The organism is Streptomyces sp. MMG1533 (assembly GCF_001279775.1).
Classification (GTDB): Bacteria; Actinomycetota; Actinomycetes; order Streptomycetales; family Streptomycetaceae; genus Streptomyces.
In genome coordinates, this window is sequence record NZ_LGDG01000003.1 from 129943 (window position 1) to 152183 (window position 22241).

The 22241-nt window shown below is 70.1% G+C and carries 21 protein-coding genes; 10 read left to right on the top strand and 11 right to left on the bottom strand.

Annotated elements, in window-relative coordinates; all coding sequences use genetic code 11:
• Positions 1-111 precede the first annotated feature (111 nt).
• Positions 112-288 carry a hypothetical protein gene (locus ADK57_RS49720; protein WP_159049993.1) on the top strand — a complete coding sequence of 59 codons (177 nt, stop codon included), beginning with the start codon at positions 112-114 and terminating at the stop codon, positions 286-288.
• Positions 289-484: 196 nt separating this feature from the next.
• The gene (locus ADK57_RS02305; protein WP_053747615.1) at positions 485-682 is read left to right on the top strand and encodes a hypothetical protein; all 198 of its coding nucleotides are present in this window, start codon (positions 485-487) and stop codon (positions 680-682) included.
• Positions 683-730: 48 nt separating this feature from the next.
• Here the strand turns inward: ADK57_RS02305 and ADK57_RS02310 are convergent, their stop codons facing one another.
• Positions 731-2239 carry a cellulase family glycosylhydrolase gene (locus ADK57_RS02310; RefSeq protein WP_053747616.1) on the bottom strand — a complete coding sequence of 503 codons (1509 nt, stop codon included), beginning with the start codon at positions 2237-2239 and terminating at the stop codon, positions 731-733.
• Positions 2240-2475: 236 nt separating this feature from the next.
• Positions 2476-3468 (bottom strand): hypothetical protein, encoded by a 993-nt coding sequence (locus ADK57_RS02315; protein ID WP_053747617.1) that lies wholly within the window; start codon positions 3466-3468, stop codon positions 2476-2478.
• 99 nt (positions 3469-3567) lie between these two features.
• On the opposite strand from ADK57_RS02315, the gene ADK57_RS02320 reads away from it, so the two are divergent.
• From ADK57_RS02320 to ADK57_RS02335, 4 genes are all read left to right on the top strand, one after another.
• The gene (locus ADK57_RS02320; protein ID WP_053747618.1) at positions 3568-4248 is read left to right on the top strand and encodes a GDSL-type esterase/lipase family protein; all 681 of its coding nucleotides are present in this window, start codon (positions 3568-3570) and stop codon (positions 4246-4248) included.
• Between the two features lie 129 nt (positions 4249-4377).
• Positions 4378-4965, top strand: a complete 588-nt coding sequence (locus ADK57_RS02325; protein WP_053747619.1) for a Uma2 family endonuclease — start codon at positions 4378-4380, stop codon at positions 4963-4965.
• 48 nt (positions 4966-5013) lie between these two features.
• Entirely contained in the window at positions 5014-6009 is a 996-nt protein-coding gene (locus tag ADK57_RS02330; protein WP_053747620.1) for an aldo/keto reductase, read from the top strand.
• Between the two features lie 386 nt (positions 6010-6395).
• The gene (locus ADK57_RS02335) at positions 6396-6890 is read left to right on the top strand and encodes a hypothetical protein (protein WP_053747621.1); all 495 of its coding nucleotides are present in this window, start codon (positions 6396-6398) and stop codon (positions 6888-6890) included.
• A gap of 105 nt (positions 6891-6995) precedes the next feature.
• Here ADK57_RS02335 and ADK57_RS02340 read toward each other — a convergent pair whose 3' ends face one another.
• Together ADK57_RS02340 and thpR are read right to left on the bottom strand one after the other, a co-directional pair.
• Complete coding sequence (locus ADK57_RS02340) at positions 6996-7223, bottom strand: hypothetical protein (protein WP_053747622.1); 228 nt, start codon at positions 7221-7223, stop codon at positions 6996-6998.
• Between the two features lie 52 nt (positions 7224-7275).
• The gene (thpR, locus tag ADK57_RS02345) at positions 7276-7884 is read right to left on the bottom strand and encodes an RNA 2',3'-cyclic phosphodiesterase (RefSeq protein ID WP_053747623.1); all 609 of its coding nucleotides are present in this window, start codon (positions 7882-7884) and stop codon (positions 7276-7278) included.
• A gap of 157 nt (positions 7885-8041) precedes the next feature.
• Here thpR and ADK57_RS02350 point away from each other — a divergent pair, with 157 nt between their 5' ends.
• Complete coding sequence (locus tag ADK57_RS02350) at positions 8042-8563, top strand: GNAT family N-acetyltransferase (RefSeq protein WP_053747624.1); 522 nt, start codon at positions 8042-8044, stop codon at positions 8561-8563.
• A gap of 31 nt (positions 8564-8594) precedes the next feature.
• On the opposite strand, the gene ADK57_RS02355 is transcribed toward ADK57_RS02350, so the two are convergent.
• Both ADK57_RS02355 and ADK57_RS02360 read right to left on the bottom strand, forming a co-directional pair.
• Positions 8595-9866, bottom strand: coding sequence for an MFS transporter (locus ADK57_RS02355; protein ID WP_053747649.1), 1272 nt, complete (start codon positions 9864-9866; stop codon positions 8595-8597).
• Between the two features lie 103 nt (positions 9867-9969).
• Complete coding sequence (locus ADK57_RS02360; RefSeq protein ID WP_053747625.1) at positions 9970-10407, bottom strand: MarR family winged helix-turn-helix transcriptional regulator; 438 nt, start codon at positions 10405-10407, stop codon at positions 9970-9972.
• Between the two features lie 146 nt (positions 10408-10553).
• Between ADK57_RS02360 and ADK57_RS02365 the strand changes: the two genes are divergently transcribed.
• Entirely contained in the window at positions 10554-10742 is a 189-nt protein-coding gene (locus tag ADK57_RS02365; protein WP_053747650.1) for a hypothetical protein, read from the top strand.
• 7 nt (positions 10743-10749) lie between these two features.
• On the opposite strand, the gene ADK57_RS02370 is transcribed toward ADK57_RS02365, so the two are convergent.
• Positions 10750-12201, bottom strand: a complete 1452-nt coding sequence (locus tag ADK57_RS02370; RefSeq protein WP_053747626.1) for an NCS2 family permease — start codon at positions 12199-12201, stop codon at positions 10750-10752.
• A gap of 150 nt (positions 12202-12351) precedes the next feature.
• Here ADK57_RS02370 and ADK57_RS02375 point away from each other — a divergent pair, with 150 nt between their 5' ends.
• Both ADK57_RS02375 and ADK57_RS02380 read left to right on the top strand, forming a co-directional pair.
• On the top strand, positions 12352-12618 hold the full coding sequence (locus tag ADK57_RS02375; protein WP_053747627.1) for a DUF2530 domain-containing protein: 267 nt from the start codon (positions 12352-12354) through the stop codon (positions 12616-12618).
• 298 nt (positions 12619-12916) lie between these two features.
• Positions 12917-15316 (top strand): HAD-IC family P-type ATPase, encoded by a 2400-nt coding sequence (locus ADK57_RS02380; protein WP_053747628.1) that lies wholly within the window; start codon positions 12917-12919, stop codon positions 15314-15316.
• Positions 15317-15412: 96 nt separating this feature from the next.
• Here ADK57_RS02380 and ADK57_RS02385 read toward each other — a convergent pair whose 3' ends face one another.
• The 4 genes from ADK57_RS02385 to ADK57_RS02400 all read right to left on the bottom strand — a co-directional run bounded on the left by ADK57_RS02385 (position 15413) and on the right by ADK57_RS02400 (position 22166).
• Positions 15413-16264, bottom strand: a complete 852-nt coding sequence (locus ADK57_RS02385; RefSeq protein ID WP_053747629.1) for a hypothetical protein — start codon at positions 16262-16264, stop codon at positions 15413-15415.
• A gap of 194 nt (positions 16265-16458) precedes the next feature.
• Complete coding sequence (locus tag ADK57_RS02390; protein ID WP_053747630.1) at positions 16459-17331, bottom strand: DUF5707 domain-containing protein; 873 nt, start codon at positions 17329-17331, stop codon at positions 16459-16461.
• A gap of 232 nt (positions 17332-17563) precedes the next feature.
• The gene (locus ADK57_RS02395; RefSeq protein WP_053747631.1) at positions 17564-20686 is read right to left on the bottom strand and encodes a sacsin N-terminal ATP-binding-like domain-containing protein; all 3123 of its coding nucleotides are present in this window, start codon (positions 20684-20686) and stop codon (positions 17564-17566) included.
• 448 nt (positions 20687-21134) lie between these two features.
• On the bottom strand, positions 21135-22166 hold the full coding sequence (locus tag ADK57_RS02400; protein WP_053747632.1) for a helix-turn-helix domain-containing protein: 1032 nt from the start codon (positions 22164-22166) through the stop codon (positions 21135-21137).
• Positions 22167-22241: the final 75 nt, after the last annotated feature.

Genomic DNA, 22241 nt, shown 5'->3' on the forward strand with positions numbered 1-22241 from the left:
GCATTGGTGTCCCTGCTGTGCTGGGCTCTTCCGGCCGCGGGAAGGCATCGGAAGCCGTCGGCAGCAATCCGAAATGCCGTGACCTGCGAAAACGTAAACGATCGCGTCCGCATGGTCGCCACCCCCAACCCGGAGTTCACCGCCTCACGGGTACGGCCCTACTGGACAGCGAGGGAACGCGCACTGAGGTGGAAGCGGCGGCGGATCCTGGTCATGGCCGCTCACTTCCGCCTCGACCTCGACACCCGAGACATCCACGCCGTGCCGGTCGTGAGTGGAGTCCGGTGATCCACACGACCAAGAGCGCCGAGGGACACCTTGATACGGAGTCCCTGTCGGCCGAGTGCGCATTGGCGCAGTGTCCCGAGTACCGGGGAGTGCACGCCGCCTGCCGCCAGACCGAAGACGTCCCCCTGCCCCACTCCACGGGCCTACTGCTTGTGCGCCGCTGTCAGTGCCCCTGCCACGCTGCGGAAGGTGCCCGATGACCAACGTCCCCGATCCGGTCTGGGCACCGGAGCCCCCGTACGTGTCCGGTCGCTGCACGATCGGCACCCATGACCGCTGCCGGGACGCCGAACCCCGTGAGTCGGGTGTTCCCGGGGTGCGCCTTCTGGTGTGCACCTGCCCTTGCCACCGCCTGTCCTGGCACGCCCAGGTGCCGACGGTCGAGAAGCTCTGATCGCATGTCCCTGAGGGGCGCCCGGCAGAAACCGGGCGCCCCCTCGGTTCACGTCGCCGTACAGCTCACGCTCGGCACGCCCCCGCCCCCGGGCGCGCCCCCGAACCCGAAGCTCGCCGAACCGCCCGCCGCGACCGCCCCGTTGTGATCGGCGTTGGCGGCCGTCACGCTCGCCCCGCTCTGGGTGTACGACGCGTTCCACATGCTGGTGACCTTCTGCGCACCGGGCCAGGTCCACGTCACCTTCCAGGACTTGAGCGCGGTCGTGCCCGAGTTGGTCACCTTCACCTCGGCGTTGAAGCCGCTGCCCCAGTCGCTGCTGACGGTGTAGGCGGCGGTGCAGGCGGCCGTACCGCCTCCGGGATCACCGGGATCGCCCGGATCACTTCCCCCGGCCGGAAACCCCGGCGCCTTGATGCTCGCCAGATACCCGTCCTTCACGGTGTCCACGGTCTGCCAGTCGTCCTTCAGGATCCCGCCCGTGTCACCGGAGTTGGGGTTCCAGGACCAGAAGGTCCAGTGGAAGGAGTCGGAGCCGTACGTCGACGTGGGCCGCAGGTAGTTCACCAGGGCCGCCAGCCACTTCTGGTCCACCGTCGACTGGAGCGTCGTGCCGAACTCGCCGACCCACACCGGCGCGATGTTCTGCTTGAAGATGTAGCCCCAGTACTTGTCCCAGATCCCCGGCATGTTGTCGGGGAAGGACGGGTCGCTGAACCAGCTCTGCTGGGCCACGCTGGTGGCGTAGTCGTGGGCGGAGTACACGACCCGGTTCGGGACGTCGAGGCGTACCGGGTACTCGGCGACGCCCATCAGGTTGCCGCCCCACCAGCCGGAGACGCCGTTGAAGGTCTGCACGCCCTCGACGAAGACCAGGAGTTCGGGGTTGACGGAGAGTACGGCGTTCCCGGCCCGCTCGGCGGCCAGGCGCCAGTCCCGTGTCGTGTCGCCGCAGCCCCAACAGGCGGGATCGTGCGGCTCGTTGTGCAGGTCGATGCCGATGACGGTGTCCTGACCCCGGTAACGGGTCGCCAGGGCCTTCAGATTGGCGATCCACGTCGACTCCGGGACCGCCGAGGTGTACCAGAGCGCCGACTGGCCGGCCGCGTCCGGACGATGCCGGTCGAGGATGATCTTCAGGCCGTCCTGACCGGCGTACGAGACGATCCTGTCCAGGATCTGGAGGGAACCCAGCCCCTGAAGGTCGGCGTTCTTGCCGCCGGAGAAGTCGATGCTGTTGGGGACGGTGGAGCTCTTGAAGACGTCGTCGCTGAAGGGGATGCGGATGGTGTTGTAGCCCAGCGACTTCATCTGGTCGATCATGCTCTTGTAGTCGCGGGACCAGAGGCCGTGGGGGGCGTAGTTGGCGGTCTCGAAGCCGAACCAGTTGATCCCGGCGATCCGGACCGGCTGCCCGGCCGCGTCCAGGATCTGGCGGCCGCTGGTGTGCCAGTAGCCCGCCCCCGGCTCGGCCGCCTCTGCCGTCTGCGCGCCGGCCAGCGGTAACAGGAGCGCCGCGGCAACAGCGCACAGCGCTCTTCGCAAGCTGCGGAACATGTCGCTGCTTCCTCTCGGGGAGGCGCGTGCCCGGAACCGATGGGAGCGCTCCCACCGCACCACGCACCCCCCATGGAATCCATAGCCCATGAACACGTCAAGACAGTCGACGTCACCTGCTCAGCTTCCGGAACCTCCGTACCGCCGACGGAAGGAAGATCGCCGTCAGCACCACCGGCCACACCCCCGCCAGCAGCAGCGCAGTCACAACGCCGCGCACAGCAGTGACCGGGGAGTCATCCCCGCCGTCGCAGCCGCCGGAGCCCCAGCAGGGCGACGAAGGCGACGGCCACGGCGAGGGCACCGACCTTGATGGTGCCGCCGTCCGAGCCGTCGCCGCCGGAACCGCTACCGGCGTCCGAGGAGCCCGAACTCCCGCTTCCGGAGGACGAGTCGGAGCCGCTGTCGCCGGGCGCGTCCTCAGCCGTCACCGGACTGTCGGCGCCCTCACTGCCGTACATCAGCTTCGTACCGTCGGCGGAGTAGCTGACGGACTCCCCCTGCCCCTGCAGGGGCACGTCGAGCCGGCCCTCGCGCTTGATCTTCCCGGCGTCCCAGTCGTACCAGATACCCCCCAGGTAGCCGCGTACGGCCAGTTGCTTGCCGTCCGGGGAGAGGGCCGCGTCGGTGGCCCACAGGTCGACGGCGGCGACGGGCTTGAAGACGTTGGTTCCCGAGGCCGAGAGCTCGGCGGGCCCCTCGTACAGGTGCCCGCCGTCCTCGTTCTTGTCGATGATGTAGGTGCGCCCCGTGTCGGGATCGACGATGAGCGACTCGGCGTCGCGGGACCCGTCCTCGTACTTCACGACGTACTGCGTGGCCCGGATCGTCTGGTCCTTGAGCTCCTTGGGCTCGGCCAGCCGGTAGATCCACACATAGGACCAGGTGACTCCGTCGTTGTCGCCGATGTCACCGACGTAGATCTGGTTGTCCGGCCCGATGGAGACGGCCTCGACGTCACGCGGGGTACCGACGCCGGTGAGGGTGATCGTGGCGACGGTCTTGCCGGTGGCGCTGTCGACCGCGTAGAGGTACGGCCCGTCGTCGCTGTCGTTGTGCGTCCAGTAGATGCCGGGGTGCAGGCGCGAGGCGGCGAGTCCGCTGGACTCGGTGATCCGCGGGTCCGTGATGGTGAACCCCTCGTCGCCGTCGGCGGCGGCCGCGGTCTCGGGAGCGGCGAGCACGCCGACGAGGAGGCCGGCGGCCAGGAACGCAAGGGAGCGACGCATGCCCCAAGCCTGCCATCCCCGTCGCCGGCTTGAGGGCGCGTGGTGGGCTTCACACCTCCGTGCTCCCCGCCCACGGCGGGGATCGTCCATCATGAGCGGATGCTTAGGATCATGCCGGTCGGCGACTCTATGACCATCGGAAGCGCCGGCGAACACACGTGGCGCCACCGGATGTGGCGACACCTGGGCACGACGTACGGCGGTCCGTTCACCCTGGTCGGCCCACGCGAGACGCTGTACGACAAGGTGGCGGAAGCCCCCACGTCGTACGACTACGCCGACCCCGACTTCCCGCGCGCCCACCTCGCCGGCTGGGGCGAGGGCTGGCTGCACATGGCCCCGCAGATCGGCGAGGCGGTACGAGGCTGCGGGGCGGACGTCCTCCTGGTCTCGCTCGGCCTCATCGATCTGGGCTTCTACACGAACGCGGAACAGACCGCGGCCAACGCCCGCACGTTCATCACCGAGGCCCGCGCCGCCAACCCACGGCTGTACATGGTCCTGCTGCCGGTCATCCCGAACGTCCGGGCGGAGTCGGACGCGGACTTCGCCGCCCAGGTGGCCCGCTTGAACGAGCTGCTGGCGAAGACGGTGGCCGACCTCGACGAGCCGCGCTCACCACTCCTGCTGGCGTCGACTCCGCCGTCGTACGACATCAACCTCGACACCTACGACGGCACGCACCCGAACGAGAGCGGCGAGCACAAGATCGCGGCAGCGTTCGCGCACGCGATGTACCAGGGGTGGGACGTCGGGGAGCCCTATGAGGCTGACGCCTGACGCCTGGCGTCGGCGCCGCGGCCCTCTGCCCTCTGGCATATGCGTGTCCCCGCGTGTCCTGGTCACCGTGCGTAGCGTTGTACTGCGCGGCTGTGCTCGTCGGTGGGACAGCCGGGGAGGAGCGCCACGATGACCGTCCTTGAAGACAGGATCGAGATGGCCGACGAGAGCGGCGAGCTGACTCTGGACGTCATGTTCGAGTCGCTCGAGAAGATGCCCATCCCCGAGGGAACCAAGGTCGAGATCGTCGGGGGGAACATCTTCATGTCACCGCAGCGGCAGACGCACTGGGAGATCATCGCGGCGATCTATGAGCAGCTGCGCGACAAGTACCCGCGGAAGCGGCTCGCCTCGGACGTTCGGATCGACTTCCCCGGGCACCTGAACGGCTTCGCGTGCGACGTCGCGGCGATGGCCGAGCGATCGGTGAAGGACGGCAAGGGCCGCTGGCGCTACCAGGACGTCGAGTTCGTGGCCGAGGTCGTCGCCCGCGACACGGCCGCCAACGACCACGGCCCCAAGATGCTCGCCTACGCCGTCGCCGAAGTGCCCGTCTACCTCATCGCCGACCCGTACCAGGGCAGGTGCCACCTCTACACCCAGCCCAAGGACGGCGAATACCTCAGCGAGCTGTCCGTCGCCTTCGGGGCGGACGTCGACATGACCACCACACTCCTCGGCCTCACCCTCAAGACCGACGAGTTCCCCCGCGACTGACCGACGCCGCTTGCGTAGAGCGCACTCCAAGTCGTTGGCTTGAGGACCATGAAGTACACGCAGCTCGGACGCACGGGACTCAAGGTCAGCCGACTGGTGCTCGGCACCATGAACTTCGGTCCGCAGACCGACGAAGCGGACAGTCACGCGATCATGGACGCGGCGCTGGACGCGGGAATGAACTTCTTCGACACAGCAAACGTGTACGGCTGGGGCGACAACAAGGGCCGTACCGAGTCGATCATCGGGAACTGGTTCGCCAAGGGCGGCGACCGGCGCGAGAAGGTCGTCATCGCCACCAAGGTGTACGGCAACATGGCCGGGGACGGCGTCGCCGCGTGGCCCAACCACGACAAGCTGTCCGCCCTGAACATCCGGCGGGCGGTGGACGCCAGCCTCAAGCGGCTGCAGACCGACCACATCGACGTCTACCAGTTCCACCACATCGACCGTGCCACTCCCTTCGAGGAGATCTGGCAGGCCATCGATGTCCTCGTGCAGCAGGGGAAGATCCTCTACGTGGGGTCCTCCAACTTCCCCGGCTACAAGATCGCCCAGGCCAACGAGATCGCCGCCCGGCGCTCCGGCACCATCGGCCTCGTCAGCGAGCAGTGCCTGTACAACCTCGCCGAGCGCCGCGCGGAGATGGAGGTCATCCCGGCCGCGCAGGACTACGGCGTCGGTGTCATCCCCTGGTCGCCGCTCCAGGGCGGCCTGCTCGGCGGTGTGATCAAGAAGGAGGTCCAGGGTGGCCGGCGGGCCTCCGGGCGGGCCGCCGACACGCTCGCGAACCCGGCCGTACGCGCGCAGATCCAGTCGTACGAGGATCTGCTCGAGAAGCACGGGATCGAGCCCGGCGAGGCCGCACTGGCCTGGCTGCTCACCCGGCCCGGCGTGACCGGCCCGATCGTCGGCCCGCGTACCGCCGAGCAGCTCGACTCCGCCCTGCGCGCGGTCGAACTGGAGCTGGGCGAGGAACTGCTGGCCGGGCTGGACGAGATCTTCCCGGGTCCGGGGCCGTCGCCGGAGGCCTTCGCCTGGTAGTGCCCGGAGCGTGACCGGTGGCGGCCGGTCCGTCGGCTACCTGCCGACCGCCGCCGCCACCGCCACCACGACGAACATCAACACAAGCGCACCGGCCATGATCCGGTTCCGGGTTTTCGGGTCCACGCCTTCGAGCCTAATTCCTTCTTGGGTACAGCGGTGGCCCCGGGTGGGGTTGCCGATGCGTTCGAGCCGTGAGGTCCGTTACGCCTTCTCCGAGCCGGGCTTGTGAAGCCTCCGGTTGGAGCGTGCGGGGCGGACCTCATGCCCGCCGTGGTGGCGGTCGTGTGGGCGCCGGGCGGACGTCTCTGCGTCTTCGTGGCAGATCCTGCACGGCCGGATGCAGGCCGCGGACAATGAGGTCGACCGAGGAGGGGAGGGGCGCTGTGTCCCAGGAAGAACGTGACGCCAGGCTGGGCCTCACGGGCTTGACCGGCGCAGAGCGAGAAGCTCGACTACGCCTGCTGCGGGAGCAGGTTGAGCGGGAGGCCGCTGCGGCGAGGGCTGCACTGCAGTTGAGGCGGAAATACAGGAGTGCGGCTGCCGGAGCCTCTGCCCTGGCGCACGCCGCCGGGGCGGAGGGCAGGGCGCAGGCCGGGGCGGAGGGCAGGGCGGCAGAGGGCAGCTACACAAGGACGCTCGAGGCGTTCTGGGCTGCGGCCAAGCGGAGCGCCGGGGACCGGGAGGGCACACGGCTGCTGGTTGAGGTCTTGTCGCTGCGCCGAGAGCTGCCCGCTCATGCGTTGGTTGCCGGCATCAATGCGGCCCTGAAGATCGGTTCGGTCAGTACGGACCTCGTCGCCGCCGAGGCCCGCAAGGCGTTCGAGGACACCGAACACACAGGCATGGACACCTGTGTCGCGGCCCACGAGGACGAGTAGACCAGCGCCGACGTCCCAACCACTCCGCTACGACGAGGCAGTGGTTTCCCGTCTACGCCGGAAGGATTCGAGGCGACCACCGCGTAGTCGAGGAATCGCCGGCCCTCATTCCGGGATGACCAGGCCGAACTCGCGCAGCCGGGGCAGGCAGACGTCCAGGCATGCCTCGACGGAGACGCCGTCCGTGCGCACGAGCAGGTCCTCGTGGACCGGGGCTCCGCTCGCGACGAACGTCCATGGCTTCACCCCCTCGCGCATGCGCTCGGCATCGGCCTTGAACAGGACCGTGATCCCCTGCTCGGCCAACGACTCCATGATCCGCGCCACGTCCACCGAAGCTCCCTCGGGCCCGTGATCGAACAGGCAGCAAAGCTACACAGACATCTCAGCCGTCCCTTGACGGCTTGGGGCCGTGAGGCGTCTGACGGGCCGGCCCGAGAGGCCAGCGGGCGACCGTCTCGTAGCGCGGCTGCTCGCCGGGTACTCCCGACTTCGGCAGGTCGCTGCGGACCAGCGTCAGCTCGTCCACCGTCCAGGTGCGGCTGGTGAAGGACTCCAGGGCATGCAGGTACGGCCGTACGTCGATGTCGTCCCGGCTGCGGGCCACCGTCAGGTGGGCCTTGTAGCGGCGGTGCTCCCCCATCGCCACGCCCGCCTTGCGTGCCGCCGACTCCGCCCGGTCGGCCAGCAGCCGCAGCGTCGGCAGGTCGCCCTCCGCGCCCGCCCACAGCGCCCGCCCCTTGCCGAACTGGCCGCCGCCGCGCACCGCCAGCGGGAAGGGGGCGGTGCGGTGGGCGGCCCGCTCCAGCCTCGCCGACAGGTCCGGGATCAATTCCTCGTCCACCTCGCCGTAGAACGCGAGCGTGTAGTGCCAGCCGGGGCGGCCGGTCCAGCGCAGGGCGTCCGCTCCGGGCAGCTTGCGCAACTCGGTGACCTCGGCGGCGAGTTCGGCGGCCACGTCCTCGGGTGGCAGCACGGCGGCGAAGAGTCTCATGTACGTCACCCTTCCAGGGAACGGATCATCCGGCGAGCGCCGCGCGCGACGGACACGGGGACGTCGTGGGGCGTCGTGGGGACGTCATGGGGGCGGCGCTCCGACCGCCTTCCAACTCGCCCTGGAACGCATACGGTTGGTCACCTAGGGTGCCGTCATGGAGATCATCATCAGAGCAGGCGGCCCCGACGACATCCCCGCGATACTCGGCATGCTCGACAGCTGTGTGGAGTGGCTGGTCTCGCAGGGGCGCACCGGACAGTGGGGGACGAAGCCTCTGTCGGAGAACCCGAAGACGGTGGAGTCGGTTGCCCGGTACATCGACGAGGGCGACTGTTTCATGGCCGAGGCCGACGGCGTGCCGGCCGCCACGCTCACCCTCACCGACTCGGCCGCCGCCTACCTGTCCCATCTCCCGCAGCCCGGCGAGCCCGAGCGGTACATCCACTGGCTCGCCTCCGACCGCCGCTTCAAGGGGCACGGCGCGGGCAGCGCCCTGCTCGCGCACGCGGTCGAGGAGACCCGGCGGGCGGGCGTCTCGCTGCTGCGGGTGGACTGTTACGCGGGCGACGACGGCAAGCTCGTGCGCTACTACGAGAGCAACGGCTTCACCCGCACCGAGGCGTTCACGGTCGGGGAGAACAACTGGCCGGGGCAGGTGCTGGCCCGGAGGGTGTGAGCCCTCCGGGTTCCGGTGGGGCCTGCGACGCTCAGGCCGCCGTGGCCAACTCCTCCTGCTCCCGCGGCACGAACCGCACCTGCGGGTGGCCGCCGTTCCAGCCGACCGACAGACGCAGGTTTCCGACGCGGGCCAGGACCAGACCGATCGTCACGGCCGCGGCGGCCGAGATGGCACCGCCTGTCGCCAGGCCCGCCCGGACGCCGTACGCGTCCGTGATCCAGCCGGCGATCGGCGCGCCCACCGGCGCGCCGCCCATGAACACCATCATGTACAGGGCCATCACACGGCCCCGCATGGCCGGGTCGGTGCTCAGCTGGACGCTGGTGTTGGCGGTGACGTTCACCGTCATGCCGAACATGCCGATCGGGGCCATGAGCAGGGCGAACAGCCACAGGGAGGGGGCGGTCGCGGCCACCAGCTCCATCGCGCCGAAGGCCACCGCCCCCGCGACCAGCACCCGCAGCCGGGCCGTGCCGCGCCGGGCCGCGAGCAGCGCGCCCGCCAGGGAACCCACCGCCATCAACGTGTTGAAGAGGCTGTAGGAGCCCGCGCCCGCGTGGAAGACGTCGTCGGCGAAGGCCGAGAGGTAGACGGGGAAGTTGAAGCCGAAGGTGCTGACGAAGCCGACCAGGACGATGGTCCAGATCAGCTCCGGACGCCCGGCGACGTACTGCAGGCCCTCCCGCAGCTGGCCCTTCCCGCGTGGGGCGCGCTCGACGACGTGCAGCTCACGTGCGCGCATCATCAGCAGGCCGGCGAGGGGGGCGACGAAGGACAGGCCGTTGAAGAGGAACGCCCAGCCGGTACCGACGCCGGTGATCATCACGCCGGCCACGGCGGGGCCGACCAGCCGGGCCGACTGGAAGTTCGCGGAGTTGAGGCTGACCGCGTTCTGCAGCTGGTCGGGGCCGACCATCTCGGAGACGAAGGTCTGGCGGGCCGGGTTGTCCAGGACGGTCGCGAGGCCCGCGGCGAAGGCGGCGACGTAGACGTGCCAGACCTGGACGTGACCGGAGAGGGTGAGGACGGCGAGCGCGATGCCGGTGAGGGCCATCGCGGACTGGGTGAACATCAGCGTGCGGCGCTTGGGCAGGCGGTCGACGAGAACGCCGCCGTAGAGGCCGAAGAGCAGCATCGGCAGGAACTGCAGGGCGGTGGTGACGCCGACGGCGGTGGCGGAGCCGGTGAGGCTGAGCACCAGCCAGTCCTGGGCGATGCGCTGCATCCAGGTGCCGATGTTGGAGACGACCTGGCCCATGAAGAACAGGCGGTAGTTCCTGACCTTCAGGGAACTGAACATGGACGAGCGGTCGGGTTGGGACAGGGAGTCGTGGGTGGTCGGTGCGGGGGCGGAGTCTGCTCCGGGTCCCGAACTCAAAGGGTCGCCTCCTTGTGAACGCTGCTTACAGGTGTGCGAGCTTCTCCAGCACGGGGGCGGCGGCACGGATCTTCGCCCACTCGTCCTCGTCCAGGCCGTCGACCAGGGTGGCCAGGAAGGCGTTGCGCTTGCGGCGGCTCTCCTCGAGCATCGCCTCGGCCTGCTCGGTCTTCGTGACGACCTTCTGGCGCCGGTCCTCGGGGTGCGGCTCCAGACGGACCAGGCCCTTGGCCTCCAGCAGCGCCACGATGCGGGTCATCGACGGCGGCTGGACGTGCTCCTTGCGGGCGAGTTCGCCCGGGGTGGCCTTGCCGCAGAGGGACAGGGTGCCGAGCACCGACATCTCGGTGGGGCTCAGCGACTCGTCGACCCGTTGGTGCTTGAGCCGACGGGACAGCCGCATCACGGCGGAGCGCAGGGAGTTCACGGCGGCAGCGTCGTCGCCATGGGTAAGGTCCGGCATCTCTTTAGCGTAACTCATTACTCTCGCTAAACAAGCTGGCGCGCGGACGGATTCCCGTGACGCACGCCACTGAAACCCGATCATCACCCGTACGAGTGAGTGCGCGGCGGAAAGTGAACGCCGCCCCGGACCCGCCCGCGACCCTCGTGTCCATGGGGACCAGCGTGCTCAGCCTGCGGATAGACGGGGAGCTGCTCGAGCGGCTCCGGGACCATGCGGCAAAGAGGGGAATGAGCGTCCAGGACTATGTCGTCCGGACGCTCGTTCGCGATGACTTCGACGAGCGGTTCCAGACCGCCGTCGAGGAGACGGAGAAGTTCTACGGGGTCACGTGAGCCCGGCTCACATCACTCCCAGCGCCGGCATCAGGTAGTAGAAACCGAACACGGCCGACACGACGTACATCGCGGCCGGGATCTCCTTGGCACGGCCGGCCGCCAGGCGCAGCACCACGAAGGTGATGAAGCCCATGCCGATGCCGTTGGTGATCGAGTAGGTGAACGGCATCATCACCATGGTGACGAAGGCCGGGATGGCGATGGTGTGATCGGCCCAGTCGATCTCCCTGACCGAGCCGGCCAGGATCAGGAAGCCGACCGCGAGCAGGGCCGGGGTGGCCGCCTGGGACGGGACCATCGTGGCGACGGGCGTGAGGAAGAGCGCCACGGCGAAGAGGCCGCCGGTGACGACGTTCGCGAAGCCGGTCCGTGCCCCCTCGCCGACTCCCGCCGTGGACTCCACGAAGGCGGTGGTGGCGGAGGAGGAGGCGGCACCACCGGCGGCGACCGCGAGGCCGTCGACGAAGAGGACCTTGTTGATGCCGGGCATCTGGCCCTGGGCGTCGGTCAGCTCGGCCTCGTCGCTGACGCCCATGATCGTGCCCATCGCGTCGAAGAAGCACGACAGCAGCACGGTGAAGACGAAGAGGACGCCGGTCAGCATGCCGACCTTGCCGAAGCCGCCGAAGAGGCTGACCTCGCCGATCAGGCCGAAGTCGGGGGTGGCGACGGGGTTGCCGGGCCACTTCGGGGTGGTGAGACCCCAGGAGGGGATGTTCGCGACCGCGTTGATGATCACCGCGAGGACGGTCATCGTGACGATCGAGATGAGGATCGCGCCGGAGACCTTGCGGACGATGAGGGCCAGGGTCAGCAGCGTGCCGAGGACGAAGACGAGTACCGGCCAGCCGTTGAGGTGGCCGTCGCCGCCGAGCTGGAGGGGGACGGTCGTCCGGGCGGCGTCCGGGATGCGGGAGACGAAGCCGGAGTCGACGAGGCCGATCAGCATGATGAACAGGCCGATGCCGATGGAGATGGCCTTGCGGAGGCCGTAGGGCACGGCGTTCATGACGCGCTCACGCAGGCCGGTGGCGACCAGCAGCATCACGATGAAGCCGGCGAGGACGACCATGCCCATGGCGTCCGGCCAGGACATCCGGGGTGCGAGCTGGAGCGCGACAACCGAGTTCACACCGAGGCCGGCGGCCAGCGCGATCGGGACGTTGCCGACGACACCCATGAGGAGGGTGGTGAACGCCGCTGTCACGGCCGTCGCCGTGACCAGTTGGCCGTTGTCGAGCTGGTGCCCGTACATGTCCTTCGCGCTGCCGAGGATGATCGGGTTCAGCACGATGATGTAGGCCATCGCGAAGAAGGTGGCGAAACCGCCCCGGATCTCCCGGGACAGCGTGCTGCCCCGCTCGGAGATCCGGAAGTGGCGGTCGAGGGCGCCGTGGGCGGGCGTGCGGCCCGACGGCTGGGGTGCGGGGACCTTGGCGGGGGCCGAGGTGGACATGCGTGACCTCATCACCGGCGGGCTTCCCCCAGAGACCCTTGGTGTTTCGTACGAAGAGAAATGGCCGGACACAAACGGTTTCAGTATGAACATATATCCCGGGCGATGCCATCTCCGCGCGTAGACCTGATCGCCTCGTAAGCTGTCCCCATGGAGAAGTGGACCCCCGAGCACGAGGCGCCGGAGCCCCTGGAGGGCCCCATCGTCCCCACCATCATTGGCGGCACGATCCTCTGGTTCGCCCTCTTCCTGGTACAGCTCCCCTTCTACGGCTGGTTCGACGACCACGGCCACACCTGGTGGGTGTGGACCTGCCTGGCCGGGGGCGGCCTGGGCCTGATCGGCATCTGGTACGTCCGCAAGCGGGACGCGGCGATCAAGCGGGCGCCGGCTGTCCGGGCACCGTCGTCGGAGTAGGCACCCGGCGCAGGTGCGGGGCCTGCCGGGCGGGCGAAGGTCGGCGGTCCAGAGGCGGAGCCCCCTGGGGGTGAGGAGCCCGCTGGGGATCAGGAGCCCGCCGGCGATGAGACGGGTAGCGGGCGACGGGGTCGAACCCCATCCGCAGCAGCCGCCAAGGACGCCCCGCCCCCGGCTGCCGAGCAACCAGAACCCCGTAGTACCACGGCATCACACACCCCCGTCCCCCTCCTCCCCAGGTCGGATCTTCCGCCCACTGGGCGGGTGAAGCCGTAAATCCGCACGTACCGTCGAATGCATGACGCACATCGACGCGGGCGCCACCGAACTCGATCCTGCGCACAAGACGACGGTCCTGGACGTCCCGGTGACGGGTCTCACCGCCGCCGAGGTCGCGGAGCGGGTGGCGCGCGGGCAGGTCAACGACGTGCCGGTGCGCAGCAGCCGGTCGACCGTCGAGATCGTCCGAGCGAACGTCTTCACCCGGTTCAACGCGATCATCGGCGTGCTCTGGCTGATCATGCTGTTCGTCGCGCCGATCCAGGACGGCCTGTTCGGCTTCGTGATCCTCGCCAACACGGGCATCGGCATCATCCAGGAGTGGCGGGCGAAGAAGACCCTGGACGCGCTGGCCGTGATCGGGGAGGCCCGGCCGACCGTGCGGCGGGACGGGGTCGCGGGACAAGTGAGTACCTCCGAGATCGTGTTGGACGACCTCATGGAGATCGGGCCCGGCGACAAGGCCGTGGTCGACGGGGTGTGCATCGAGGCCGACGGGCTGGAGATCGACGAGTCGCTGCTCACGGGGGAAGCCGATCCGGTCGTGAAACGACGCGGGGACCCGGTCATGTCCGGGAGTTTCGTGGTCGCCGGCGGCGGTGCCTTCCAGGCGACCAAGGTCGGCCGCGAGGCCTACGCCGTCCAGCTCGCCGAGGAGGCCTCCCGGTTCACGCTGGTCCACTCCGAGCTGCGCTCCGGCATCTCCACGATCCTCAAGTACGTGACGTGGATGATGGTCCCGACCGCGATCGGCCTGATCATCAGCCAGCTGTTCGTCAAGAACAACGACCTCAAGGACTCCATCGCCCGGACCGTCGGAGGCATCGTCCCGATGGTCCCGGAGGGGCTGGTGCTGCTCACCTCCGTCGCCTTCGCCATCGGTGTCATCCGACTTGGCCGAAAACAGTGCCTGGTTCAGGAGCTTCCCGCCATCGAGGGCCTCGCCCGCGTCGACACGGTCTGCCTCGACAAGACGGGCACCCTCACCGAGGGCGGCATGGACGTCACCGAGCTCAGGCCGCTCCAGGGGGCCGAGGAGCCGTACGTACAGAAGGTGCTCGGCGCTCTCGGTGAGTCGGACCCGCGGCCGAACGCCTCCCTCCAGGCGATCATCGACGCCTACCCGGACGTCGAGGACTGGCGCTGCACGGAGTCCCTGCCCTTTTCCTCCGCCCGCAAGTACAGCGGCGCCGCCTTCAGCGAGGGCAACGGCGAGAGCAGCACATGGCTCCTGGGCGCCCCCGACGTGCTCCTCGCCCCCGACGACCCCGCCCTCGCCGAGACCGAGCGGCTCAACGAGCAGGGGCTGCGGGTGCTGCTGCTGGCGCGGGCCTCCGGTGACCTGGAGGATCCCGAGGTCGCCCGGGGCGCCCGGCCCACCGCGCTGGTCGTACTGGAGCAGCGGCTGCGGCCGGACGCGGCCGACACCCTGCGCTACTTCGCCGAGCAGGACGTCCATGCCAAGGTCATCTCCGGGGACAACGCGGTGTCGGTGGGGGCGGTGGCCTCGAAGCTGGGGCTCATCGGCACCACCGTCGACGCCCGCCGGCTGCCCGCCGAGAAGGACGGCATGGCCACGGCCCTGGACGAGGGCACGGTGTTCGGGCGGGTCACCCCGCAGCAGAAGCGGGACATGGTGGGCGCCCTGCAGTCGCACGGACACACGGTCGCGATGACCGGCGACGGCGTGAACGACGTGCTCGCCCTGAAGGACGCCGACATCGGCGTGGCGATGGGCTCGGGGTCGGAGGCGACCCGGGCGGTCGCACAGATCGTGCTGCTCAACAACAGCTTCGCGACGTTGCCGTCGGTGGTCGCGGAGGGCCGGCGGGTCATCGGCAACATCACCCGGGTGGCGACGCTCTTCCTGGTGAAGACGGTCTACTCGGTGCTGCTGGCCGTTCTGGTGGCGTGCTGGCAGGTCGAATACCCCTTCCTGCCCCGCCACCTGACCCTGCTGTCCACGCTCACCATCGGCATCCCGGCCTTCTTCCTCGCCCTCGCGCCCAACAAGGAACGGGCACAGCCCCATTTCGTACGGCGGGTGATGCGGTACTCGATCCCCGGCGGGGTGGTGGCCGCGGCGGCGACCTTCGCGACGTATCTGCTCGCCCGCCACCACTACACGGGCGGCGGCGCTCTGGACGCGGAGACCAGTGCCGCGACACTGACGCTCTTCCTGGTCTCGATGTGGGTGCTGGCGATCATCGCCCGTCCCTACACCTGGTGGCGCATCGTGCTGGTGGCGGCGATGGGCGCCGCGTTCCTGCTGGTGCTGGTGGTGCCGTGGCTGCAGGACTTCTTCGCGCTGAAGCTGGTCGGGACGACGATGCCGTGGCTCGCGGTCGGCATCGCGGCGGTGGCGACGGTCGCCCTGGAGGTGCTGTGGAGGGTGGTCGACCGCCGCTTCCCGGCGTAGAGACGCGTAAAGACACGTGGAGACACGTGGAGACACGTGGAGACACGTGGAGACACGTGGAGACACGTGGAGCGGCGTGGGTAGCCGCCGGGGGAGTTACTTCACGTCGACGTAGTCACCGGTGGCGCTGACCGCCGGCGTGGTCGTGGTGCCCGCGAAGCTGAAGCGCCAGTAGCCGTCGTACTGCGCGGTGGCGGTGGCCTTCACATTGCCGTACGAGTCCGAGGTCACCGTCTTGATGGTGGTGTACGTGCTCGTGCCGGCCTTGCGGAACTGGAGCTTGACCGGCTGGCCGGTGTAGCCGTGGTACTGGCCGTCCTCCCAGTTGGCGCGGGAGAGCTTGCCCGTGGAGGTCACGGTCTTGCCCTTGTAGACGGGCTCGGGGCCGGCGTTGACGGTCAGCTTGGAGTAGCGCTGGACCTTGGTGGTGCCCAGGCTGCCCTGGGTCGTGCTGTCGCCGTTCTGGGTGATGGCGAGGCCGCCCGCGTTCCAGGTGCCGGCGTCGGCGTTGGACAGGTCGCCCTCGGCCGGGCGGATGTAGATGGTGGCCGAGCAGTTGAGGGTCGTCGACGACGTGGCGGTGCAGGTGCCCGGGTCGTCGCTGATGATCTCGTTGCTCGGGCTGGTCACCGAGGAACCGCGGTAGATGAGCGGACCGCTGGCGAAGTTGTCGTCGCTGGTGTCCATGCCGGAGGGGTGCGTCAGGGTGTACGTCACCGGGACGCTGACGACGTTGGTGGTGCCGACGACGATGTTCTTGCCGTTGTTGACCTTCATGTTGGAGAAGGTGACGTCGAGCGTGGCGGCGGTGCTCGTCGTTCCGTCGGCGGTGGCGGCGCTGAAGGCCGCGTTGCCGGACGGGGCGTCGGCGGCCTGCGCGGCCGGCACGACGAGGGCGGAGAGAGCCAGGGCGCCGGTGACGGCGGCCACGGTGGCACGAATGCGCATGTGCGTTCCCCAGGGGGAGAAGTGATCTAGGAGTCTGTTGACTCACGCGATCAGATCCGTGACGGCTGGGGCGGGTTGTACGGACGGATCCTGATTTTGTCAGTACATAGGCAATGTTTGGGAGCCGTATGGGGAAACGGAACGCCGGCTCCCGGAATCCCGGGAGCCGGCGGCCGTGCCTGTGCTGTCGGTGCTTACTTCACGTCGACGTAGTCACCGGCGGCGGTGGCCGTCCCGGTGGTGCCGGTGCCCGCGAAGGTGAAGCGGTAGTAGCCGTCGACACCGGCCGTCGTCGTGGTCTTCAGGGCGCCCGTCGTGGTGGACGTGATGCCCTTCACGTTCGTGTAGGTGGAGGTGCCGGCCTTGCGGAACTGCAGCACCACCTTCTGGGTGGAGTAGCCCGCGTACGTGCCCTTCTCCCAGTTGGCGCGGCTCAGCTTGCCGGTGACCGTGATGGTGCTGCCCTTCTTCACCGGCTCCGGCGAGGCGTTGACGGTCACCTTCGCGGCACGCTTGACCTTGTGGGTCTTGTAGAAGTCGTTCCAGTAGATGCTGCCGTCACCCGCGAGGACGCCGGCGGTCACGTGCCAGGTGCCGGCCAGCGCGTTCTTGTACAGGTCGCCGTAGATGCCCGGCGTGGCGGTGACGGTCAGCTTGCAGGTGGACGTGGTGGCGCTCGACGCGGTGCAGGTGGCGGCGTCCTCGTTGGGCAGCAGCAGGCCGTCGATGTCGCTCTCGACGTCGGTGCCGTGCCACAGGTCGATGTACGCGTCCTCGATACCGGCGGCGTGGCTGGCGGTCAGCGACACCGTGAAGGTCTTGGCGACCGTGGTGCCCAGAACGAGGTCCTTGCCGGAGTTGACCGTCACGCCGGACACGACGGGCAGGGCCTCGGCGGTGACCGACGCGCCGAATGCGGACTTGCTCGAGGACGCGCCGAAACGCTCGGCGGAGCTCGGCTTGTCGGCACCTGCGGCGCCCTGGGCGTCGGCCTGGGCGATGGGCGCGACGAAGGCGGAAAGAGCCAGGGCGCCGGAGACGGCGGCCACGGTGGCACGAATACGCATGTGTTCCCCACGTGGAGAAAGGGGCCCCGGCGGTGGTCGTCCCCCACGGCGCGAGTCTTCACGCCGGGGCCCAAGTGATCGTGGAGCCTGTTGGCTCACGTGATCAGATTCATGACGCATGCGAATGGTTGTACGTTCAGCAAGAAAGTTGTGCGGGAATCTTGAAGATCAGCCCCGCGGCCGGAACCGGCCTGGGATCGAGGTCAACCGAACCACCCGGTCCGGATCGCGGTCAGTCGAACCACCGGTCCCGAGCCAGTTCCTCCGTCCGTGACGGGTCCTCCATCAGTGCCGCGACCTCGAAGCGCCGTGGCCACTGCCCGGCCGCCCAGGCGAGTCCGGCGGCGACGCCCTCCAGGGTCGCGGCGTGGAGCACTCCGTCCGACGTCAGACGCCAGTCCAGCGCGACCCCGTCGACGACGAGTTCCTCGTGCTCGACGTACGTCGCGGGGGTCCGTGCCCCGAGCAGCACCCGCACCGACTCCGGTACGTCGTGTTCGGCGCCCTCGGAGTCCACCTCGCCGGTGACGGACTCGCTGAGCCGCCGCACCTGGAACAGCTCGGCCAACTCGGCGGCGCGCGCGGGCCGTACGGGCAGCAGCGGGACACCCTCGGTGAAGGGCAGCAGGTCGGGCGAGTCGACGACCACGGCGTCGGCCGCGTCCACGACCTCCACCCGCCCGTCGACCACAGCCCTCAACTCGTCCGGAAGGGTCACCTGCTCGGGGTCCAGGTCGGCCAACGCGCTGTACAGGGCGTGCAGTTGGGCGCCGGTGACATGCCGGTCCGGGTCGGCGAGCCGGTCCAGGAGTTCGGCGGCGCCGCCGGGCTCGTCGAGCAGCGCGGCCACCGACGTCCGTACACCCAGCGCCCGCAACACCTGCTCGTCGTCGAACCCGGTCGCGTCGGCCTCCTCGTACAGCCCTCGCAGGAGCGGGTCGCCGCCGGCGGCCAGCAGACCGGCGGGGCGACGGCCGTCGAGCACGTGGTGCCCGCGCAACCACCATGCGGTGTAAGGCCGTACGACCTCGTGCGTGCCGTCCGGCAGCAGCATCCGCACCTGCTGGGTGAGGGCGTCGCGCAACGGCGGCTTCGACAGCAGGGCGAGAGCCTCGGGCCATTTGTCGTCGTCCACCAGGTCCAGGTCGCGCACGGCGACCAGTTCGGTGGCGACGGGCGGAACCGGCGTGTCGGGGAAGCGGTCGAGGATGTCCTCGCACCACACGTCGACGGCGTCGAGCAGACCGGCGTCGTCCGGCTCGGCGAAGTCGCTGTCGCGGGGCTCCAGTTCGTCAGGGTCGAGGACGACGTCGGTGGCGCGGACGAGGGCGAAGTTGGCGAGGACGCCGCAGGCGGCCAGCGGCTGCTCACCCCACTTGTCGGCCAGCTCGGGGTCGATGGAGGCGAGTTCGTCCTCGCGCATGACCTGGTGGAAGGGGCTGCCGGGAAGGACGAGTTCGCCGGCCGGGGAGAGTTCACCGTCCTCGTCGGGGAGGGCGAGGGCGCCGAGCCAGGGCTCGTCGCCGGGCTCCAGGCCCGCGTCGCGGACGAGCCCGAGGACGGTGTCGGCAAGCTCCTCGGCGTCGGGGGCGTCCTGCTCCCAGTCCAGTCCGCCCTCGTCGTCGAGGGAGGCGGCCACGGCGGCCCGGACCTGCGGGGTCGTGAGCACGGCCCGGGGACTGGCCGGGAGGGCGCCGAGCTTCTCCAGCAGGGGGTGGGCGGCGTCCGGATGGGCGACCTTGAGACCGAGCCGGGCGAGGACCTCGGGGTCGATGCGGGCGGCGTCGACGGTGGGCAGCAGCACCTGCCGGGGCCCGATGGTGGTCCGCCCGTCGGCGAGCGGCACGGGCAGCCCGGACAACCGGTCCGGATCGACCCCGGCCAGGCTGTCGTACAGCCGCCGCCACCAGTCCGGCTCCTTCTCCAGCCCGGCCAGCCGGTCCACGGCGTCGGTCAGCGGGACCCGGGCGACCCCCAGCGTGCGCAGCTCCACACGCCGTTCGAGCCCGGCGGGCAGGAGGGTGGGCAGCACCTCGGCAAGCACCCGGACGGTGTCGGAACCGGCACCTTCGACGACCTCGGCGTCGCGGGGGCGGAGGGACTCGGGCAGGTCCTCGTCCTCGGAGGGTTCGGCGGCCGGCGGCAGGAAGGAGGTCCGCGGCAGCCGCTCGAGGATCGCCTGCCGCAGCGCCCCGTCCAGCTCGCCCTTGCCCAGCGGGCCGGGCACGAGGCCGATGATGCCGGCGGTCACCGGGCGCCAGTCGGCGAGGAGTTCGGCGTACGCGTCGGCCGCGCGCTGCACGAGGAAGTCGGTCAGCGGGCCGGGAGCCGCGTGCCGACGGGTGGTGTCCAGCGGGAAGGACGCGATGAGCAGGGCGGGGACACCGAGGGGCTCGTCGCTGGGGGTGGGAGCGTGCACGAAGGGGGTGGTGCGGGGCCGGGCGGGCGTGCCGTCCTCGTCGACCGGCACGGCCCAGGTGACCGACCAGTGCGGCCGCAGCCGTTCCTCGACGGGCCGGTCGGCGAGCAGGTCGGGCGTGAGCGGCCCGTGCGCCACGGCCGTACGCCACCGGGTCGTACCGTCCCGCGAGTCCTCCACGACGGTGAAGTCACCGTCGGTCCGCCGCCGCAGCGTCCGCGGGGCGTCCCCGTCGACCTCGATCACGACCTCCTCCAGCCCGGGCAGGGCGAGGAGCAGGGCGTCGTCCACGGCGGCCAGCAGTCGCCGGGCGAGGTCGGCGGCGGCCGGGTCGCGCAGGGGCAGGATGACGGCCGTGTCGTACGGGTCGGGGGCGGTGCCCTCGGCGGCGAACGGCAGCCGCAGCAGGGGCACGTGTCCGTCGCGCCTGCGAATCTCATCACCCAGCCCCGGACTGTGCCGGGCGACATCGGCGGCCAGCTCCCGGGCCTCGGCCAGGGACCAGCGGACCCCGCCGTGCCGTCCGACGACCGCGGGCTCGTCGGTGACGGAGAGAACGGCGGCGAACCCGACGCCGAAACGGCCGATCGTCTCTTCGCGGGCCTCGCGTTTGGCGGAGGCGCGAAGGGTGGCCAGCGACTCGACCCCCGCCGCGTCGAGCGGGGCGCCGGTGTTGCCGGCGACGAGGACGCCCTCACGAAGCGTCAGCCGGAGCCGGCCGGGCACCCCTGCCCGGGCAGCCGCATCGGCGGCGTTCTGCGCGAGCTCCACGACGAGCCGGTCCCGATACCCACCGAGGACGAGGTCCTCCTCGGCGTTTGCGTCCTCGCGGAAGCGAGCGGGACTGGTGGCCCAGGCGTCGAGCACGCCTCGCCTGAGACGGGCGGTCCCGAAGGGGTCAGCACCCTCGGCCGCGGGCCGCACGAACTTACTCACGTTGACTCTCCTCATCGGCGTGACGATGAAGGTACCGCTCAGAGTGCGGGGGTGCGCGACCTGCCCGACCGGGCCGACCGGGCTTACGTATCGACCATCGGCAGATCTGTGCCACCGCAGGCCTGGGCGAGACCGGCGCGGGCCCGGGTGAGACGGGCGGCATGTCGGCGCGAGACCGGTGGCATGTCCGCGCGAGACCGGCGGCAGGCCCGGGTGAGACCGGCGGCAGGCCCGGGTGAGACCGGCGGCAGGCCCGCGCCCGGGGTGCGCTCGCCGAAGAGGTGCAGCAAGAAGAGCATCCCAGGGCTTCGGGTCCCCCCACGGGACTGCGCCGCCACGAAGGTGTGCTCGTGTGGCGCAGTCCCGGGCCCGAAGCCACTGAGATGCTGTGATCCCACTGTCCCCGGCGCCGCTCCGTCCTGTCTTCGGCAGCGCGCGCAAGCATCCTTCACATCCGGCGCACGGGCATGTCCAGCGCACGGGCCCGGACATCGCTCGGGGAGACTCCGTACGCTCCGCGGAACGCCCGGCTGAAGTCGGCGGGGTGGCGGAATCCCCACCGGGCTGCGGTCTCGCCGATCGTGCGGTGCCGCAGTCCGGGGTCGGTGAGGTCGGCATGGCAGCGTTCCAGGCGACGCCGCCGGATCGTGGCGGCCACGGGCTCCGGTTCGCTGCGGAACAGCAGATGCAGGGTGCGTACGGAGATGTGGTGGTGGGCGGCGATGGCCGCCGGGCGCAGCTCCGGGTCGGCCAGGTGGTGGTCGATGAAGGCGTTGATCCGGGCGCGCAGGGCCGCCTTGCGTGTCTCGACGGGCAGTGCGTCCTGGTCACCGAGCCGCGCGGCCAGCAAGGAGGCGGCCAGGTCCACCCCTATGGAGCCGAGCCGGGCCAGCTCCGCCGGGCCGGAGGTGAGGGCGGCCTCCGGCAGCCCCGTCAGGTAGGGGCCGAGCAGTGCCGCGGAACCGGTCCCGGCGCGCAACGGCTCGGCCAGCAGCCGGTCCGCGCGGCCGCCGGCCAGGGGCAGCACGGTACGCGGCAGCCGTAGCACCGTCATGCGGCACTGTCGCCCGTGGTCGTGGAACTCGCAGGCCAGCGGGTGCGAACTGGAGTACAGGGTCATGTCACCGGCGCCGAGGCAGGCGACGCCGCCCGCCTGTTCCAGCCGGATGGAACTGCCGCCCCGGACCAGGATCAGGAAGTAGTCCTCGGGATCCTGACGGCGGATCTGGACCAGGGAGCGGCGGGCGGTCATCGGGGAGAAGGTGAAGGTCATCACCTGGCTGTGCGGCAGCCCCACGGCCGCCAACTCGCCCTGAAAACGGGTCGCGTGCGCACTGCGGATCGACACGGGCATGATCTCGTGGACCACCTCGGCCCACCAGCCGAACCGATCCGACGCCGGGACGGACCCGGCGTCCATCCTCACGACCGGCCCCGCCGCCGCGGCACCCTGTCCCGACGTCTCCTTGGAGATGGACATGCAGTGATAGTGCCCGGCGGGGGCGGCACCAGAGAAGGGCGTCGCCGGATCACGGGGGTCGGTCGCCTGCCCGAC

Bases quoted from the DNA above. Each gene is read 5' to 3' on its own strand.
- ADK57_RS49720 (WP_159049993.1), top strand. From the start codon at position 112: ATGGTCGCCACCCCCAACCCGGAGTTCACCGCCTCACGGGTACGGCCC.
- ADK57_RS02305 (WP_053747615.1), top strand. From the start codon at position 485: ATGACCAACGTCCCCGATCCGGTCTGGGCACCGGAGCCCCCGTACGTG.
- ADK57_RS02310 (WP_053747616.1), bottom strand. From the start codon at position 2,239: ATGTTCCGCAGCTTGCGAAGAGCGCTGTGCGCTGTTGCCGCGGCGCTC.
- ADK57_RS02315 (WP_053747617.1), bottom strand. From the start codon at position 3,468: ATGCGTCGCTCCCTTGCGTTCCTGGCCGCCGGCCTCCTCGTCGGCGTG.
- ADK57_RS02320 (WP_053747618.1), top strand. From the start codon at position 3,568: ATGCTTAGGATCATGCCGGTCGGCGACTCTATGACCATCGGAAGCGCC.
- ADK57_RS02325 (WP_053747619.1), top strand. From the start codon at position 4,378: ATGACCGTCCTTGAAGACAGGATCGAGATGGCCGACGAGAGCGGCGAG.
- ADK57_RS02330 (WP_053747620.1), top strand. From the start codon at position 5,014: ATGAAGTACACGCAGCTCGGACGCACGGGACTCAAGGTCAGCCGACTG.
- thpR (WP_053747623.1), bottom strand. From the start codon at position 7,884: ATGAGACTCTTCGCCGCCGTGCTGCCACCCGAGGACGTGGCCGCCGAA.
- ADK57_RS02350 (WP_053747624.1), top strand. From the start codon at position 8,042: ATGGAGATCATCATCAGAGCAGGCGGCCCCGACGACATCCCCGCGATA.
- ADK57_RS02355 (WP_053747649.1), bottom strand. From the start codon at position 9,866: ATGTTCAGTTCCCTGAAGGTCAGGAACTACCGCCTGTTCTTCATGGGC.
- ADK57_RS02360 (WP_053747625.1), bottom strand. From the start codon at position 10,407: ATGCCGGACCTTACCCATGGCGACGACGCTGCCGCCGTGAACTCCCTG.
- ADK57_RS02370 (WP_053747626.1), bottom strand. From the start codon at position 12,201: ATGTCCACCTCGGCCCCCGCCAAGGTCCCCGCACCCCAGCCGTCGGGC.
- ADK57_RS02375 (WP_053747627.1), top strand. From the start codon at position 12,352: ATGGAGAAGTGGACCCCCGAGCACGAGGCGCCGGAGCCCCTGGAGGGC.
- ADK57_RS02380 (WP_053747628.1), top strand. From the start codon at position 12,917: ATGACGCACATCGACGCGGGCGCCACCGAACTCGATCCTGCGCACAAG.
- ADK57_RS02385 (WP_053747629.1), bottom strand. From the start codon at position 16,264: ATGCGCATTCGTGCCACCGTGGCCGCCGTCACCGGCGCCCTGGCTCTC.
- ADK57_RS02390 (WP_053747630.1), bottom strand. From the start codon at position 17,331: ATGCGTATTCGTGCCACCGTGGCCGCCGTCTCCGGCGCCCTGGCTCTT.
- ADK57_RS02400 (WP_053747632.1), bottom strand. From the start codon at position 22,166: ATGTCCATCTCCAAGGAGACGTCGGGACAGGGTGCCGCGGCGGCGGGG.